Source organism: Roseovarius ramblicola (assembly GCF_042430665.1).
Classification (GTDB): Bacteria; Pseudomonadota; Alphaproteobacteria; order Rhodobacterales; family Rhodobacteraceae; genus Roseovarius; species Roseovarius ramblicola.
This window is the reverse complement of the sequence record NZ_JBHMEC010000008.1, coordinates 328,639-341,416: the sequence shown is the minus strand read 5'-3', so window position 1 is coordinate 341,416 and position 12,778 is coordinate 328,639. Positions and strand designations below refer to the sequence as shown.

Annotated in this window: 17 protein-coding genes; 5 read left to right on the top strand and 12 right to left on the bottom strand. The window is 67.2% G+C overall.

Translation table 11 applies throughout. The features are described from left to right. Positions 1–32: 32 nt before the first annotated feature. Genes ACFFU4_RS05170 through ACFFU4_RS05155 form a run of 4 tightly spaced genes read right to left on the bottom strand, consistent with a single transcriptional unit; the run spans position 33 to position 2,317 of the window. Positions 33–473 (bottom strand): MarR family winged helix-turn-helix transcriptional regulator, encoded by a 441-nt coding sequence (locus ACFFU4_RS05170; RefSeq protein WP_377067730.1) that lies wholly within the window; start codon positions 471–473, stop codon positions 33–35. After that, on the bottom strand, positions 474–1,304 hold the full coding sequence (locus ACFFU4_RS05165; RefSeq protein WP_377067728.1) for a carbon-nitrogen hydrolase family protein: 831 nt from the start codon (positions 1,302–1,304) through the stop codon (positions 474–476). It lies immediately after the preceding gene. A 3-nt stretch (positions 1,305–1,307) separates the two neighbouring features. Continuing rightward, on the bottom strand, positions 1,308–1,565 hold the full coding sequence (grxC, locus tag ACFFU4_RS05160) for a glutaredoxin 3 (RefSeq protein ID WP_377067726.1): 258 nt from the start codon (positions 1,563–1,565) through the stop codon (positions 1,308–1,310). A gap of 29 nt (positions 1,566–1,594) precedes the next feature. After that, positions 1,595–2,317: a double zinc ribbon domain-containing protein gene (locus ACFFU4_RS05155; protein ID WP_377067831.1), complete on the bottom strand. Its 723-nt coding sequence runs from the start codon at positions 2,315–2,317 to the stop codon at positions 1,595–1,597. Between the two features lie 23 nt (positions 2,318–2,340). Here ACFFU4_RS05155 and ACFFU4_RS05150 point away from each other — a divergent pair, with 23 nt between their 5' ends. After that, positions 2,341–3,159 (top strand): methyltransferase domain-containing protein, encoded by an 819-nt coding sequence (locus ACFFU4_RS05150; protein ID WP_377067724.1) that lies wholly within the window; start codon positions 2,341–2,343, stop codon positions 3,157–3,159. A gap of 56 nt (positions 3,160–3,215) precedes the next feature. After that, positions 3,216–4,280: a ferrochelatase gene (gene hemH, locus ACFFU4_RS05145; RefSeq protein ID WP_377067722.1), complete on the top strand. Its 1,065-nt coding sequence runs from the start codon at positions 3,216–3,218 to the stop codon at positions 4,278–4,280. 82 nt (positions 4,281–4,362) lie between these two features. Here the strand turns inward: hemH and ACFFU4_RS05140 are convergent, their stop codons facing one another. Together ACFFU4_RS05140 and ACFFU4_RS05135 are read right to left on the bottom strand one after the other, a co-directional pair. After that, positions 4,363–4,551: a hypothetical protein gene (locus tag ACFFU4_RS05140; protein ID WP_377067720.1), complete on the bottom strand. Its 189-nt coding sequence runs from the start codon at positions 4,549–4,551 to the stop codon at positions 4,363–4,365. Positions 4,552–4,691: 140 nt separating this feature from the next. After that, positions 4,692–5,270: a L,D-transpeptidase gene (locus tag ACFFU4_RS05135; RefSeq protein ID WP_377067718.1), complete on the bottom strand. Its 579-nt coding sequence runs from the start codon at positions 5,268–5,270 to the stop codon at positions 4,692–4,694. 190 nt (positions 5,271–5,460) lie between these two features. Between ACFFU4_RS05135 and dalA the strand changes: the two genes are divergently transcribed. Beyond that, on the top strand, positions 5,461–5,970 hold the full coding sequence (dalA, locus tag ACFFU4_RS05130; protein WP_377067829.1) for a divisome-associated lipoprotein DalA: 510 nt from the start codon (positions 5,461–5,463) through the stop codon (positions 5,968–5,970). On the opposite strand, the gene ACFFU4_RS05125 is transcribed toward dalA, so the two are convergent. From ACFFU4_RS05125 to hslO, 5 genes are all read right to left on the bottom strand, one after another. Beyond that, entirely contained in the window at positions 5,971–6,471 is a 501-nt protein-coding gene (locus ACFFU4_RS05125) for a L,D-transpeptidase family protein (protein ID WP_377067716.1), read from the bottom strand. A 100-nt stretch (positions 6,472–6,571) separates the two neighbouring features. Further along, the gene (locus ACFFU4_RS05120) at positions 6,572–7,789 is read right to left on the bottom strand and encodes a class I SAM-dependent RNA methyltransferase (RefSeq protein ID WP_377067714.1); all 1,218 of its coding nucleotides are present in this window, start codon (positions 7,787–7,789) and stop codon (positions 6,572–6,574) included. After that, positions 7,786–8,931, bottom strand: coding sequence for a CCA tRNA nucleotidyltransferase (locus ACFFU4_RS05115; RefSeq protein WP_377067712.1), 1,146 nt, complete (start codon positions 8,929–8,931; stop codon positions 7,786–7,788). The genes ACFFU4_RS05120 and ACFFU4_RS05115 overlap by 4 nt, the downstream gene beginning before the upstream one ends. After that, positions 8,928–9,551 (bottom strand): CoA pyrophosphatase, encoded by a 624-nt coding sequence (locus ACFFU4_RS05110; protein WP_377067710.1) that lies wholly within the window; start codon positions 9,549–9,551, stop codon positions 8,928–8,930. The genes ACFFU4_RS05115 and ACFFU4_RS05110 overlap by 4 nt, the downstream gene beginning before the upstream one ends. Continuing rightward, complete coding sequence (gene hslO, locus ACFFU4_RS05105; protein ID WP_377067708.1) at positions 9,520–10,515, bottom strand: Hsp33 family molecular chaperone HslO; 996 nt, start codon at positions 10,513–10,515, stop codon at positions 9,520–9,522. The genes ACFFU4_RS05110 and hslO overlap by 32 nt, the downstream gene beginning before the upstream one ends. A gap of 75 nt (positions 10,516–10,590) precedes the next feature. Here hslO and ACFFU4_RS05100 point away from each other — a divergent pair, with 75 nt between their 5' ends. After that, positions 10,591–11,067, top strand: coding sequence for an NUDIX hydrolase (locus ACFFU4_RS05100; RefSeq protein WP_377067706.1), 477 nt, complete (start codon positions 10,591–10,593; stop codon positions 11,065–11,067). Here the strand turns inward: ACFFU4_RS05100 and ACFFU4_RS05095 are convergent. Then, positions 11,009–12,268 carry a PP2C family protein-serine/threonine phosphatase gene (locus ACFFU4_RS05095; protein ID WP_377067704.1) on the bottom strand — a complete coding sequence of 420 codons (1,260 nt, stop codon included), beginning with the start codon at positions 12,266–12,268 and terminating at the stop codon, positions 11,009–11,011. The two genes, ACFFU4_RS05100 and ACFFU4_RS05095, sit on opposite strands and share 59 nt — an antisense overlap. A 164-nt stretch (positions 12,269–12,432) precedes the next feature. Between ACFFU4_RS05095 and ACFFU4_RS05090 the strand changes: the two genes are divergently transcribed. Further along, the gene (locus ACFFU4_RS05090; RefSeq protein WP_377067702.1) at positions 12,433–12,765 is read left to right on the top strand and encodes an Hpt domain-containing protein; all 333 of its coding nucleotides are present in this window, start codon (positions 12,433–12,435) and stop codon (positions 12,763–12,765) included. Positions 12,766–12,778 lie beyond the last annotated feature (13 nt).

Here is a 12,778-nt window from a genome sequence, read left to right as displayed (position 1 = left end):
GGGGGCCGCCTGGTGCGTGCGGCCCCCGGCGCTCAACCCTCGAGCTTGGCGCGCAGCTCGCGCAGCACCGGCAGGCTTGAACGCACCCGCGCCTCTCCAAGATCGGCGATCAGTTCCGACACCATTGGCGTGATCGCCAGCAAGGCGGCATCGCGCGCCATTGTTCCCGATCGGCTGATCGACACCATCTTGCGCCGCGCGTCCTCCCAATCGGGACGGATATGGACGTAGCCCGCCCATTCGAGCTTGGACAGTGTGTTTGTCATGGCGCCGCGGGTGACATGAAAACTCTTGGCAAGCTGCGCCGGGCTGCGCTCTTCGCCGGTCCGGGCCAGGTGGTTGAGTACCGCGAAATGCGAGATTTCCATACCCTTGGGCAGCACGCGGCTCAGGCGCGAGCGAATCAACTGATCGTTCGTGAGGATCTCGCTGAAAAGCGCGACCGCGAGGGAATTGCTCTGAGTCTCTTCCATTCAGGGGCCATCGAAATCCCGGTCATGGCGCAGCGACGGCACACGCCTGCGCGCTTGTGCCACCTCCAACAGGTCAAGATCAACCGTGATGATCCCGGCCCCGGTGCCACCATCGGCGATCACCTCGCCCCAGGGACCGACGACAAGGCTGTGCCCGTGCGTGCGCCGCGCCTGCCCCCGGCTGGCTGAATGGGTGCCGGTCTGCGCGGGCGCGAGGACGAAACACCCGGTCTCGATGGCGCGGGCGCGCAGCAAACTTTGCCAATGGGCAGCCCCGGTAACATGTGAAAACGCCGCCGGGACAGTCAGAATCTCCGCCCCCGACTGCGCCAGACGGCGATAGAGACCGGGAAACCGGACATCGTAACAAACCGTCATCCCCAGCCGGCCCCAGGGCGTATCAGCCAGAACCGCGCTTGTGCCCGGGCGAAAGCCCTCGGATTCTCGATACGTCTCCTCGGGGCTAACCTCCACATCGAACATGTGAATCTTGTCATATCGCGCGCGGATCACGCCATCGGCGCCGATCAGGAAGGACCGGTTGGCGAACCGTCCGTCAGGATCGTCGGTCTTCAGGGCAAGCGAACCGATGAGCAGCCATACCCCGAGCCTGTCTGCCTCGGCGCAGAGCGCGGCGAGCGTCGGGTCATCCGCCTCGTGACGCACCACCGCCCGCTGATGGCTGCGGCTGGTCGAAACGCAATTCGTCACCTCCGGGGTTAGGATGAATTCAGCCCCGTCCGCTGCCGCCTCTTGCATCCGCGCGCGCACCACGGCGAGGTTGTCGCCGGGATCATCGCCTGAGGTAAGCTGAAGGAGAGCGGCGCGCATGGCTCAGCCCTGCAGCAGGGTATCGAGCTTGCCCGCCCGGTCGAGCGCATAGAGCTCGTCGCAGCCGCCGACATGGGTCTCGCCTATGAAGATCTGCGGCACCGTGTGGCGACCGCCAGCACGGCCCATCATCTCGGCCTTGCGCCTGGGTTGCGCAAGCACGTTGATCTCGGAAAAGGCGGCACCCTTCTTTTTCAGAAGCCGCTTGGCCGCATGGCAAAAGCCGCAAAGCGGCGAGGAGTAGATTTCGATCTGTGGCATGTGTCGTCCTGTCCTGTTCTGGCAGGAACTTAGGCATCCCGGGCCGCGCGCGCCAGTGCGAGGACACACACTTCCTCCGCACCCGCCGCGAAACAGATCTGTGCAGCCACGGAAAACGTCGCTCCCGAAGTCATCACGTCATCCACGAGGAGCAGGCGCGCGCCCGGCAGCGACCCGAGATGCCGCGGGTTGACACGGATCGCACCGTCGAGCGCCGCGTGGCGCGCGGCCCGGTCGAGCCCCTTCAGGCGGCGCGTCCGTCGCTTGCGCACCAGAAGATCGGAGATGTGCGCAAGACCGGTCTCGCACGCGAGGGCCCGCGACAGCAGGGCCGACTGGTTGAATCGCCGCGCGAGCAGCCGCGTCCAGTGCAGCGGCACGGGCGCGACCACCATGCCGGACGACAGCATCGGCTGCGCGCTCCGCGCGAGCCATTTGCCGGCGGGGAGCGCCACATCGTGCCGGTCGCCATGCTTGAGCGCCAGCACCAGACGCCGCCCGTTCGCGTCATAGCGCAGCGCCGCCCGCCCGTGCGACCACGGCCGCGCAGTGGCGAGGCAGTCATCGCAATGAACCGCCCCGGCGTCCGCGTCGCCGGGCAGCGGGCTGCCGCACAGGTCGCAAACCAGCCCGGTGATGAAGGGCGTATCGCGCCAGCAGGCACCGCACAGCCCAAACGCGTCATCCACCGTCGCACCGCACAGGGTGCAGCGCGGTGGATAGACGAGGCGAACCGCCATTTGTAATGCCACGTGCGCCATTCTAGGTTTCTCCCATGACACAGCCGAGGCTCACCGACCGATCCGCCCTGTTCCGCCAGCGTGCCCGCGCACTGCGCGCGCCGAAACTGTTCCTGCACGCGCTCGCCGCCGAGGAGATCGAGGATCGGCTGCAGATGGTTAACAAGTCCTTTACGTCTCCCGCCATCGTCACCGGGTTTCGCGATTTCTGGCAGGGGAAGTACCCCGGCGCGACGGTGGTCACCGACGACGAGACGCTGGCGCTGCGACCCGGGGCGCATGACCTCGTGATCCACGCGCTCTGCCTGCACTGGGCCGACGACCCGGTGGGACAGCTCGTCCAGTCGCGCCGTGCGCTTTGCCCCGACGGCCTGATGCTCGCGGTGCTGTTCGGGGGCGGAAGCCTTCAGGAATTACGCGCCACGCTGGCGCAGGCAGAAGCGGACGTGACCGGGGGATTGTCTCCGCGTGTGCTGCCGATGGGCGACATCCGCGATCTCGGCGCATTGTTGCAGCGCGCCGGCTTCGCTCTGCCGGTGGCGGATCGGCTGCCGCTCGACCTGCGCTATGATGACACCCTCGCGCTGATGCGCGAGCTACGCGCCATGGGTGAGACCAACGCGATGGACGCGCGCCAGCGCCGGGTGCTGCGACGGGATGTTCTGGCGCGGGCCTGCGACATTTATGCGCGGGATTTTGCGCATCCCGAAGGCGGTATACGGGTCAGCGCCGAGATGATCTTTCTCACAGGCTGGGCGCCGGACCCTGGCCAGCCCAAGCCCAAACGCCCCGGTTCGGCCACCGTGCGGCTGGCGGATGCCCTGGGAACACGGGAAAATCCGCTGGAAGATTGACCCCGCTTGCGTAACCGTTATGTCAGCGGTGATCCGCCAGAAGGGACACCTGTGCCATGCTCGATGCCAACCGCGACGCGACGCGCCCCAGCCACGCCCCCGCCGACCACCCCAAGGTGCCGCGCGCCAAAACCGGCATCCTGCTGGCCAATCTCGGTACGCCGGATCACTACAGCTATTGGCCGATGCGGCGCTATCTCAACGAGTTTCTCTCGGATCGTCGGGTGATCGACTACGCGCCGTGGAAATGGCAGCCGCTTCTTCAACTCGTCATCCTCAGCAAGCGGCCGTTCACCTCGGGCGCCGCCTACAAGTCGATCTGGAACGAAGAAAAGGGTGAAAGCCCGCTGATGACCATAACCCGCAATCAGACCGCAAAGCTCGCTGACGCGCTGCACGCGCGTTATGGCGACGATGTGATGGTCGATTTCTGCATGCGCTACGGCAACCCGTCAACGACGTCGAAGGTGCGCGCGCTAACGCAGGCGGGCTGTACCCGCATCCTGTTCTTTCCACTCTATCCGCATTACGCCGGGGCGACCTCGGCCACGGCCAACGACCAGTTCTTTCGCGCGCTGATGCAGGAGACGTGGCAGCCTGTGGCGCGCGTCGTCGAACCCTATTTCGAGCATCCGCTCTATATCGAAGCGCTCGCGCAATCGGTGGAACGCGCCTATGGAGAGGCGCAGACGCGCCCCGAGATGCTCGTCGTGTCCTATCACGGGATGCCCAAGCGGTACCTGATGCAGGGCGACCCGTATCACTGCCAGTGCCAGAAGACGACGCGGCTCCTGCGCGAGCGTCTCGGCTGGGAAGAGACAGAGATTACCACCACCTTCCAGTCCGTGTTCGGCCCCGAGGAGTGGCTCAAGCCCTATACTGTGAACGAGGTGGCCCGCCTTGCGCGCGAGGACGGCAAGAAACATATCGCCGTGATGGCCCCCGCCTTTTCCGCCGATTGCATCGAGACGCTCGAAGAGATCAACGAGGAAATCCGCGAAAGTTTCGAGGAGGCCGGCGGCAAGGATTTCACCTATATTCCATGCCTCAACGATGACGACGCGCATATCGCCGCGCTGTCGTCCATCGTGGAGACCAATCTTGGGGGATGGCTCGACTGACTGTCAACGACGTCGTAGCCGCACGAAAAAAGGCAGCGCCCCGGCGCTGCCTCTTTCCTTGTGCGCATGCACAGAGACTTTGTCAGTCGGCGACGACAACCGCGGCGACAACCGCCAGCAGGAGCAGCGGCACCCATACGGCGGCGGCCGATGAGCTGGCGTTGGTTTCTTCGACGATAACCGGTGCCTCGACCACAGGCTCTTCCAGGTTTCCGGCAAAGCCGGTGGATGCTGCGGCGGAAAAGGCGGCGGCGAGAACGAGTTTTTTCATCATGATCCTCCAGATTCGAGCCCGGCCACGAAAAGACGACCAAGCACCCAAGACTTACCTCACAAGCCTCTATAATCAGCAAATTGTGAAGATTGCAAACTCATCTTGACGCAAGCTGCGCGTTTGCCGCCCTTTTCCCGTCAAATCAACAACACCTGCGTGCCGACCTTGGCGAGCGCGAACAGCTCCTGGATATGCTCGTTATACAGCCCGATGCAGCCACTGGACGACCGCCGTCCGATCTTGCGCGTGTCGTGGGTGCCGTGGATGCGATAATAGGTCCAACTCAGGTAGAGCGCGTGGGTGCCGAGCGGATTGTCCGGCCCCGGCGGCACGTAGGGAGGCCATTCGGGATTGCGCTCGAGCATGGAGGGCGTGGGACGCCAGTCCGGCCCCTCGACCTTGCGCACCACACGCGTGCGGCCCCGGCGCGTCAACTCGTCCGTCAGCGGTACGGAAGAGGGGTAGAGCTTGTAGGTCTGGCCGTCCTCGCCCCAGAAATGTACCGCGCGCGAATCGGTATCGCAAAGGATAACGCCGTTCCTGAGGTTGGAAAAATAAGGTCGCCAGTCGAGCATCCGGAACGCCGAGATGTTGCGCCGCACCGATGGCGTGACCGCGCTCTCCATCTCGACGCTGCCGACACCATCGACGCTCTGCGCCAGGGCCGGCGCGCCGACCATGGCCGCGCTTCCGGCGAGAAACGCACGCCGTTTCATATTCCCGGGGATGTATGATGACATCGTATGAACTCCGCCTGTCTGCCAACTGACATGAATGTATGTCTTTCAGGACGCAATCGCAATTCAAACGGGCGCGACAATGCGATTTCGGGCTCCTGCCCGTTTGAAAAAGCGCCGGGGCCGGGCTAAAGCAGGCAATCTAAACAGAGTTGGATGGCACAGCATCATGATACGCATTCACGTTCTACTCCTGGGCGCCGTTCTGGCGCTTGCGGCCTGCGCCGCGTCGTCGCCGCAGATGGGACCCGACGGCAAGCCACTGCCGCGGGTGTACCGGATATCGCCGGGTGAAACCCGCGAGGTTCGCTTTCGGATGCTTGATGCCGTCAATTCGCTTCGCGAAGGGGCCGGGGTCAAACCGCTCATCCTGGACAACAAGCTGACAGCCGCCGCCGCGACGCATTCCCGCGACATGTCGGTTCAGGAGCGCCCGTGGCATTTCGGCTCCGACGGTTCGTCACCGCTCGATAGGATACAGCGCGTTGAATACGAAGGGGAATTCATAGGCGAAACGATTTCGGAAACCTATGAGACCGAGCTCGAAACCCTCGCCGCCTGGATGGAGGACGACGTCACCCGCCGTGTCATCCTGTCATCCGAGGCGCGCCGGATGGGCTTTGCCTGGCATCAGGACCCGGGCGGCAAGATTTGGTGGACGATGACGCTGGGGAGTTGATCACGCGGTCAGCGTTATCGGCGTGCCGTTACGCACCATCGCATAGACATCCTCCATCTCGCGGTTGGTCACCGAAATGCAGCCCGCGGTCCAGTCAGAGCGAAGAAAACCAAGGGTTTTGGCGTCGCCGTGGATGAAGATGTCGCCGCCGGGCGACAGTCCGTGGGCGCGGGCATAGGCGATATCCTGCTCATCGGGATAAGAGATTCCGAGCGACAGGTGGTAGGCGCTGTCGGGATTGCGGCGGTCGATGATGTACTCGCCCACCGGCGTTCGGCCATCGCCCTCGAACCGCTTGTGACCGGCGGGGGCGAAGCCCAGGTCGACCTTGTAGCGCTTTAGCATACGCCCTTGGTGCAAAAGGAACATTTCGCGCGCGCCCTTGTCGACGATGACGCGCGTAACCTCGGGGCCATGATAGCTGCGGAACTTTGACCGCCCGGCGCATCCGGCAAGCGCGGCGGCCCCTGCGAGAAGGGTGGTCCGTCTGGTGATCTTCATTGGTGTGCCCATGCTGCCGACCTCTGGGTTTTCTCCACAAGGTACCGGATTCGGCGAAAATTGCCTAGCTGTATCGCGTCGGTATCGTGTCGGTATTCCGTCAGTGCAGGTGAAAGCCCGCCGCAAGCTCGACATGCGCCGACCAGCGGAACTGATCGACCACCCGCACCGGCCCCATGCGATAACCCGCGGCCAGCAACGCCGCGGCATCGCGGGCGAATGTCACAGGGTTGCACGAGACATGGGCAATACGCGGCACGCGCGAACGCGCCAGCTCGGCGATCTGCGCCTCGGCCCCGGCGCGGGGCGGGTCGATCACCACGGCGTCGAACCGAGCCAAATCCTGCGCATCGAGCGGGCGGCGAAAGAGATCGCGCGCCGCGTGGGTGACGGGCCGCAGCCCCTGCGCGTGCCGCGCGGCGTGATCGAGCGCGGCGATCATCCCCGGTGCGCCCTCGACCGCGTGCACCGCCGCGCGCCGCGCCAGCGGAAACGTGAAGGTGCCGCACCCGGCAAAGAGATCGGCCACACGCCGCGCGCCGTCGAGACATGCCAGCACCTCGGCCACGAGGGCCGCCTCGCCCTCGGCGGTGGCCTGAAGGAAGGCGCCGGGCGGCGGCACCACGGGCACCCCGCCAAAATCCTGCACCGGCGCGCGGCGGGTGAGCACCGTCTCGTCCTCCCATGTCAGGCGTGCGAGATCGTGCCGCTCGGCCAGCGCCGCGAGCGCCAGACGCAGCGGCCCGTCGAGCGGCTTGCCGCCCGCAACCGCGAGATCGGGACCGGCGCGCGACAGCGTCGCCGTGACCGCGATTTCGGCCTTGCGGCTCGTCCCGATGATCGCGAGATCGCGGGCCGCGCCCAGCGCGGGCATGAGATCGGGATGCAGCAGGTGACAGTCGGGCACCTCGACCACCAGATCGCTGGCCCGCGCGTGAAAGCCCGCCAGCGCGCCGGATTTCGTGCGCCGCGCCGCCAGCACCGCGCGGCGGCGGGAGGCGGGCGGCGAGGTGAGCACCGGCAGGATCTCCGCCTCGATGCCACGCCCGCGCAGCGCGGCGCGCACCTGCTCTGCCTTCCAGTCCGCCACGAAGCCGTCAGAGGCGTGCTGAAGCTGGCAGCCGCCGCATTGCGCGAAATGGCGGCAGGGCGCGCGGACACGGTCGGGAGAGGGCGTGAGGATGCGGATATCGGCGAGGCGCTGGCCATCCTGCGTGCCGCTCACCTCCTCGCCCGGCAGGGTGCGCGGCGCGAAGAGCGGCCCCTCGGCCACGCCGTCGCCGCGCGCGCCGAGCCGCAGGATACGGTGCGTGCTCACAGCAGGTCCTCGCGACCGAGGGTAAAGCCCGAGGCGATCCAGCGGGCCTCGATCTCGGACAGGCGGCGGCCGAGGTCCGCCCCGGAATGCCCGGGCATCAGGTCGGTGGCGCGAACGGGACAGACCGCCGCCGCGCCGCGCCGCAGATCGTCGAACGCGTCCGGCGCAGGCGGCGTGCCAAGGAGCGCCGCGCGCAGGAGCACGATATCGCCGCCATCCCGGACCCCGAGACGATAGCCCAGTTCGGCGGGTGACACGGGGTCCGCGATCCCGTCGCGCAGGCGCGCCAGCCGCCGCGATTCGGCGCGCGAGAGGCGCAGCCGCTCCGGCACATCCTCGCCGCCCAGCGCGGCGAGGCGGCGGAGGGAATCGGGGGGCGTGCCGGTCTCTGACTCGATGTGGACAAGCGGGGCGAGCGCCGCGCCGTCGGCCCCCGGCAGGATCGCCCCGAGCACGCCCGCCGCCTGCATCGCGGCGACCGAGGGCGCGGGATCCGGGGCGCCCAGAAGCTTGCGCATCTCGGCCCCGATCCGCTCTCGCGAGAGGGTGGCGAGGCTGTCTTGCGCGGTGGCGCACGCGGCGAGCCCCTCGGCGTCAAGCCCGCCCTCGGGATCGCCGTAGCAGGCGTGAAAGCGGAAAAACCGCAGGATGCGCAGGGTGTCCTCGCGTATGCGCTGCGCCGGATCACCGATAAAGCGGACGCGGCGGGCGCGCAGATCGGGCAGCCCGCCAAGCGGGTCGATCACATGCCCGTCGGGCGTGGCATAGAGGGCGTTCATGGTGAAATCGCGACGGCGCGCGTCGGCCTCGATGCTCTGGCCGAAGGCCACCTGTGCATGGCGTCCATCGGTCTCGATATCGGCGCGAAAGGTGGTCACCTCGTGCGGCACCCCGCCCGAGACCACGGTGATCGTTCCGTGTTCAATGCCGGTGGGGACCGGCCTGAGTTCGGCCTCTTGCGCGCAGGCCATCACCGCCTCGGGGGGCGCGTCGGTGGCGATGTCGATATCGCCCACCGGCACGCCCAGAAGCGCGTTGCGCACGCAGCCGCCGACGAACAGCGCCCTGTAGCCGCCAGCGACAAGGGCGTCACAGACCGCGCGGGTCCCGGGGCGGCGGATCCAGTCGTCCTCGATCCTCATGACCGGCCCGCCATATCGGCCATCACCCGCAGGATGCGGGCGGTCGCGCCCCAGATGTAGTAGGGCCCAAAAGGCACCGTGTAATAGCGCCGCCACGTCCCCTTCCAGCGGCGCTGCTCGACGCGGAAACGGCCGGGATCGAGGACGTGCGCCAGCGGCACGGCGAACACTTCGGCCACCTCGCCCGGCTCGGCCACGGCGGTGAAGGGTGCGGTGACGCGGGCGAGCACCGGCGTCACGTCGAAGCCGGTGACCGTCTCGTGGCGCGGCAGGTCGGCGAGGATCTCCACGGAACCGGGGGCGAGGCCGATCTCCTCGTGCGCCTCGCGCAGGGCGGTGGCGTGCAGGTCCGGGTCGCCCGCATCCTGCTTGCCGCCGGGAAAGGCGATCTGACCGGGATGGTGCCGCATTACCGAAGAGCGCATGGTCAGGATCACGCGCGGCGCATCGCCGCCCGTGTCGACCGCCACGAGCACGGCGGCGGGGCGCAGCCGCCGCCCCTCCGGCAGGGTGACGCCGGGGTTGAGATCGTAATCGGACGATCCCGCGCGTGCTGTGCCCGCCGCCCTCAGAATGCGGGTGAGGGGATCACTCGGTGTCACCCGGGGCCTCCGGGGCATCGAAGCCGAGGGTGGCCGGGTCGAGCCGGTAATGCGCCCCGCAGAACTGGCAATCGGCGGTGACGATGCCCTCGTCGGTGGTCATGCTGGCGATGTCGCGGGCCGAATAGATCGACAGGCTGTTGCGCACCCGCTCCTCGGAGCAGGTGCAGCCGAAGCGCACCGGCTGCATCTCGAAGACGCGGGGGGCCTCGTCGTGGAAGAGGCGCACCAGAAGGTCGGCGGGGGAAACGGACGGCCCGATCAGCTCCAGCGTTTCGACCGTGTCGAGCAGGTGGTTGGCACGGCCCCAGTTCTCGGCATCGTCGCCGTGCACGATGTCGCGGGCGGCGAGCAGACCGCCCTCGCCCGAGCCGCCGCCGGTGGCGGAGGGCGACGCCTGGGGCATGTGCTGCAGCATCACGCCACCGGCGCGCCAGTGCTCGGCCCCGCCCGGTTCGGTGGAGCGGCCGAAGCTGAGCGCGAACCGGGTGGGCAATTGCTCGGACTGGGCGAAATATGCCTCGGCGCAATTGCGCAGGGCCGCGCCGGCGATCGGGGTGATGCCCTGGTAGGGGGTGGTGCCCTGGCCCTGATCGAGCAGCACGGCGAAGTAGCCCTCGTCGAGCTGCGCGAAGGCGTCACCGTCGGTGATCATGTCGCCGTCGAAGCTGGCATAGGCGCGCATCCGGGCCGGATCACCCTCTTTCGCGGGGGCGAAATAGTCGCTGGCGATGCGGCGCACGGCGCCCTTGCTCTGAAGCTGGAGCGACAGCTTCCAGCGCAGCTTGATGGTCTGGCCGATCAGCGCGGTCAGGAGCGCCATCTCGGCGATCAGGGCCTCGACCGCCGGGGGATAATCGTGCTGCTCCAGGATCGCGTCGAGCACGCCGTCGAGCCGCGCGACCCGGCCGCGGATATCCGCGTGATCGAGCTGGAACGGCAGGACCGTGTCGTCCCAGGCCAACCTCTGTCCAAACGTCATGGGCTTTCCTTCGCTGCGCGGGTCGGGCATATCGCGAGCGCGCGGGCAGGACAAGGCGGGCATGGGAGAGACGGCATGACACGGCGATTCGGCGAGCCGCCGCGGCCCGGAATCCGCTATCGGCCCCGGCCCGGCGTCTATGCGGTGCTGCCGCGGGGCGGGCGGATCCTGGTGACGCATCAGGCCGAACCGGTGCCCGAGCTGCAACTGCCCGGGGGTGGGATCGACCCGGGCGAATCGCCGCTGCGCGCGCTCCATCGCGAGGTGTGGGAGGAGACCGGCTGGCTGATCGCGCGGCCGCGGCGCATCGGGGTGTTTCGCCGGTTCGCCTATATGCCGGACTACGATCTCTGGGCGGAAAAGCTCTGCGTGATCTACAGCGCCCGCCCGGTGCGGCGGCTGGGGTCTCCGACCGAACCGGGGCATCATGCGCTGTGGATATCGCCGGCGCGCGCCGCCCGCGAGCTCGGCAATGCGGGCGACCGGCACTTTGTCAGCCGGGCCGCGGCATGGGCCTCAGTTCCAGCAGAACCGCCGAGATATCGTCGGTAAAACGCGCCTCGCCCGCGTGATCGGACAGCTTCCACATGAGTGATTCGAGAAAGGCCGGGCCGCGTGTCTGCCGCAGGTGCACCATGATCGCGGCGAGGCCGGTATCGTCGAGCATGGTGCCATCGGGGGCGGCACACTCGGTGATTCCGTCGGAATGGATGAGCAGCCGGTCGCCGGGGGCGAGCGTGAACTCAATCTGGTCGAAGCGCGCCTCCTCGATGAGCCCGACAGGCAGGCCGCCCTGTCCCACGAACTCGACCGACCCATCCGCGCGCTGCACCGCCGGGTGCGGGTGCCCGGCCTGCGTGAGAATCACACGCCCCGTTGCGAGATCGACATCGGCGAGTGCGATGGTGAAGTAATGCTCGGTCTCGAGATCGGAGAGGAACACATGGTTGAGCCGCGCCACCGTCTCGGCCGGGGGGCGCGCGGCAAAGCGGCCCGGCGCAACCTCCTGCAGGGCGAGGTTGTGCTCGGGCACGGTGGCCGAAAGATACCCGGCAAGCCGCGCGGTCATCAGCGCGGAACTGATTCCGTGACCCGATACGTCGAGGCCATAGAGGCCGACATGGGTATCGGAAATCGGAAACATGCCCACCAGATCGCCGCCGACATGGCCGGAGGAATGCAGCGCCAGCGACACCTCCGCCGGACCGAGATCGCGGTACCGCTCGCTGAGCAGCGATTGTTGCAGCTTCTTGGCCTCGACCAGGTCGCTGTCGAGCGAATCATAGAGCGCCTGCAATTCGTCCAGCGTGGCCCGGACGAGGCGATTCCTGGCGAGAAGCTGTTGCTCCATGTCGAGGATGCGCGTGCCGGCGGCCATGCGCGCCCGCAGCTCGGCGGAATTGACCGGCTTGGTCAGGAAATCATCGGCCCCGTCATCCAGACCGAGCGCGACCTCTTCCTTGCCGCTCTTGGAGGTGAGCAGGATGAAATAGACGTAGCTTTCGCTCTTCATACCGCGGATGGCGCGGCAGAATTCCGGGCCGCTCATCCCCGGCATCATCCAGTCGCTGACCACCAGATCGGGGAGGTCGCGGTGACAGATGCCGATCGCCTCGCCACCGCTTGCCGCCTCTTCCACGGCATAGCCCCATTGCCGCAGATAGCTGCCGAGAATGCGCCGCTGCGCCCGGCTGTCATCGACAACGAGCACGCGGCGCGGCGCCGCGGGGCCGCCTGCCTGATCTTCGGTCATGTTCGCGAGCCGCACCGCTCTCACCCCTGAATGTTACGCGGCGAGGCTCGCATCGGGTATCTTTACATTCCGTGAATGGTAAAATTTTCCGGTATTTTCCCGTCGGCGTTAACACGTTCTGAAGACCTCGTGGGGAGACTGGCGAAAATGCGGGAGAGACCGACATGATAGACTGGAGCCGGGTGCGTGAACTGCGGGAAGAGATCGGTGCCGACGCTTTCGAGGAGGTGCTCGACCTGTTCCTGGAGGAAGTGGAGACGGCGCTGGCGGTGCTGCGCACCGCCACGACGGAGGACGATCTCGGGGCACAGTTGCATTTCCTGAAGGGCGGCGCGCTCAACCTCGGCTTTGCCGCGTTCGCGGACCTGTGCGCCGATGGCGAGGCACAAGCGTGCGCCGGCGCGCGCGACAGCGTGGACATCCCCGGGATCGTGTCCGGCTATGAGACGTCGAGAGCCGCGTTTCTCGCCGGGATCGCCGAGGGGATCGCCGCCTAGAGCGTGCCCGCGT

Bases quoted from the DNA above. Each gene is read 5' to 3' on its own strand.
- ACFFU4_RS05170 (WP_377067730.1), bottom strand. From the start codon at position 473: ATGGAAGAGACTCAGAGCAATTCCCTCGCGGTCGCGCTTTTCAGCGAG.
- ACFFU4_RS05165 (WP_377067728.1), bottom strand. From the start codon at position 1,304: ATGCGCGCCGCTCTCCTTCAGCTTACCTCAGGCGATGATCCCGGCGAC.
- grxC (WP_377067726.1), bottom strand. From the start codon at position 1,565: ATGCCACAGATCGAAATCTACTCCTCGCCGCTTTGCGGCTTTTGCCAT.
- ACFFU4_RS05150 (WP_377067724.1), top strand. From the start codon at position 2,341: ATGACACAGCCGAGGCTCACCGACCGATCCGCCCTGTTCCGCCAGCGT.
- hemH (WP_377067722.1), top strand. From the start codon at position 3,216: ATGCTCGATGCCAACCGCGACGCGACGCGCCCCAGCCACGCCCCCGCC.
- ACFFU4_RS05140 (WP_377067720.1), bottom strand. From the start codon at position 4,551: ATGAAAAAACTCGTTCTCGCCGCCGCCTTTTCCGCCGCAGCATCCACC.
- ACFFU4_RS05135 (WP_377067718.1), bottom strand. From the start codon at position 5,270: ATGAAACGGCGTGCGTTTCTCGCCGGAAGCGCGGCCATGGTCGGCGCG.
- dalA (WP_377067829.1), top strand. From the start codon at position 5,461: ATGATACGCATTCACGTTCTACTCCTGGGCGCCGTTCTGGCGCTTGCG.
- ACFFU4_RS05125 (WP_377067716.1), bottom strand. From the start codon at position 6,471: ATGAAGATCACCAGACGGACCACCCTTCTCGCAGGGGCCGCCGCGCTT.
- ACFFU4_RS05115 (WP_377067712.1), bottom strand. From the start codon at position 8,931: ATGAGGATCGAGGACGACTGGATCCGCCGCCCCGGGACCCGCGCGGTC.
- ACFFU4_RS05110 (WP_377067710.1), bottom strand. From the start codon at position 9,551: ATGCCCCGGAGGCCCCGGGTGACACCGAGTGATCCCCTCACCCGCATT.
- hslO (WP_377067708.1), bottom strand. From the start codon at position 10,515: ATGACGTTTGGACAGAGGTTGGCCTGGGACGACACGGTCCTGCCGTTC.
- ACFFU4_RS05100 (WP_377067706.1), top strand. From the start codon at position 10,591: ATGACACGGCGATTCGGCGAGCCGCCGCGGCCCGGAATCCGCTATCGG.
- ACFFU4_RS05095 (WP_377067704.1), bottom strand. From the start codon at position 12,268: ATGACCGAAGATCAGGCAGGCGGCCCCGCGGCGCCGCGCCGCGTGCTC.
- ACFFU4_RS05090 (WP_377067702.1), top strand. From the start codon at position 12,433: ATGATAGACTGGAGCCGGGTGCGTGAACTGCGGGAAGAGATCGGTGCC.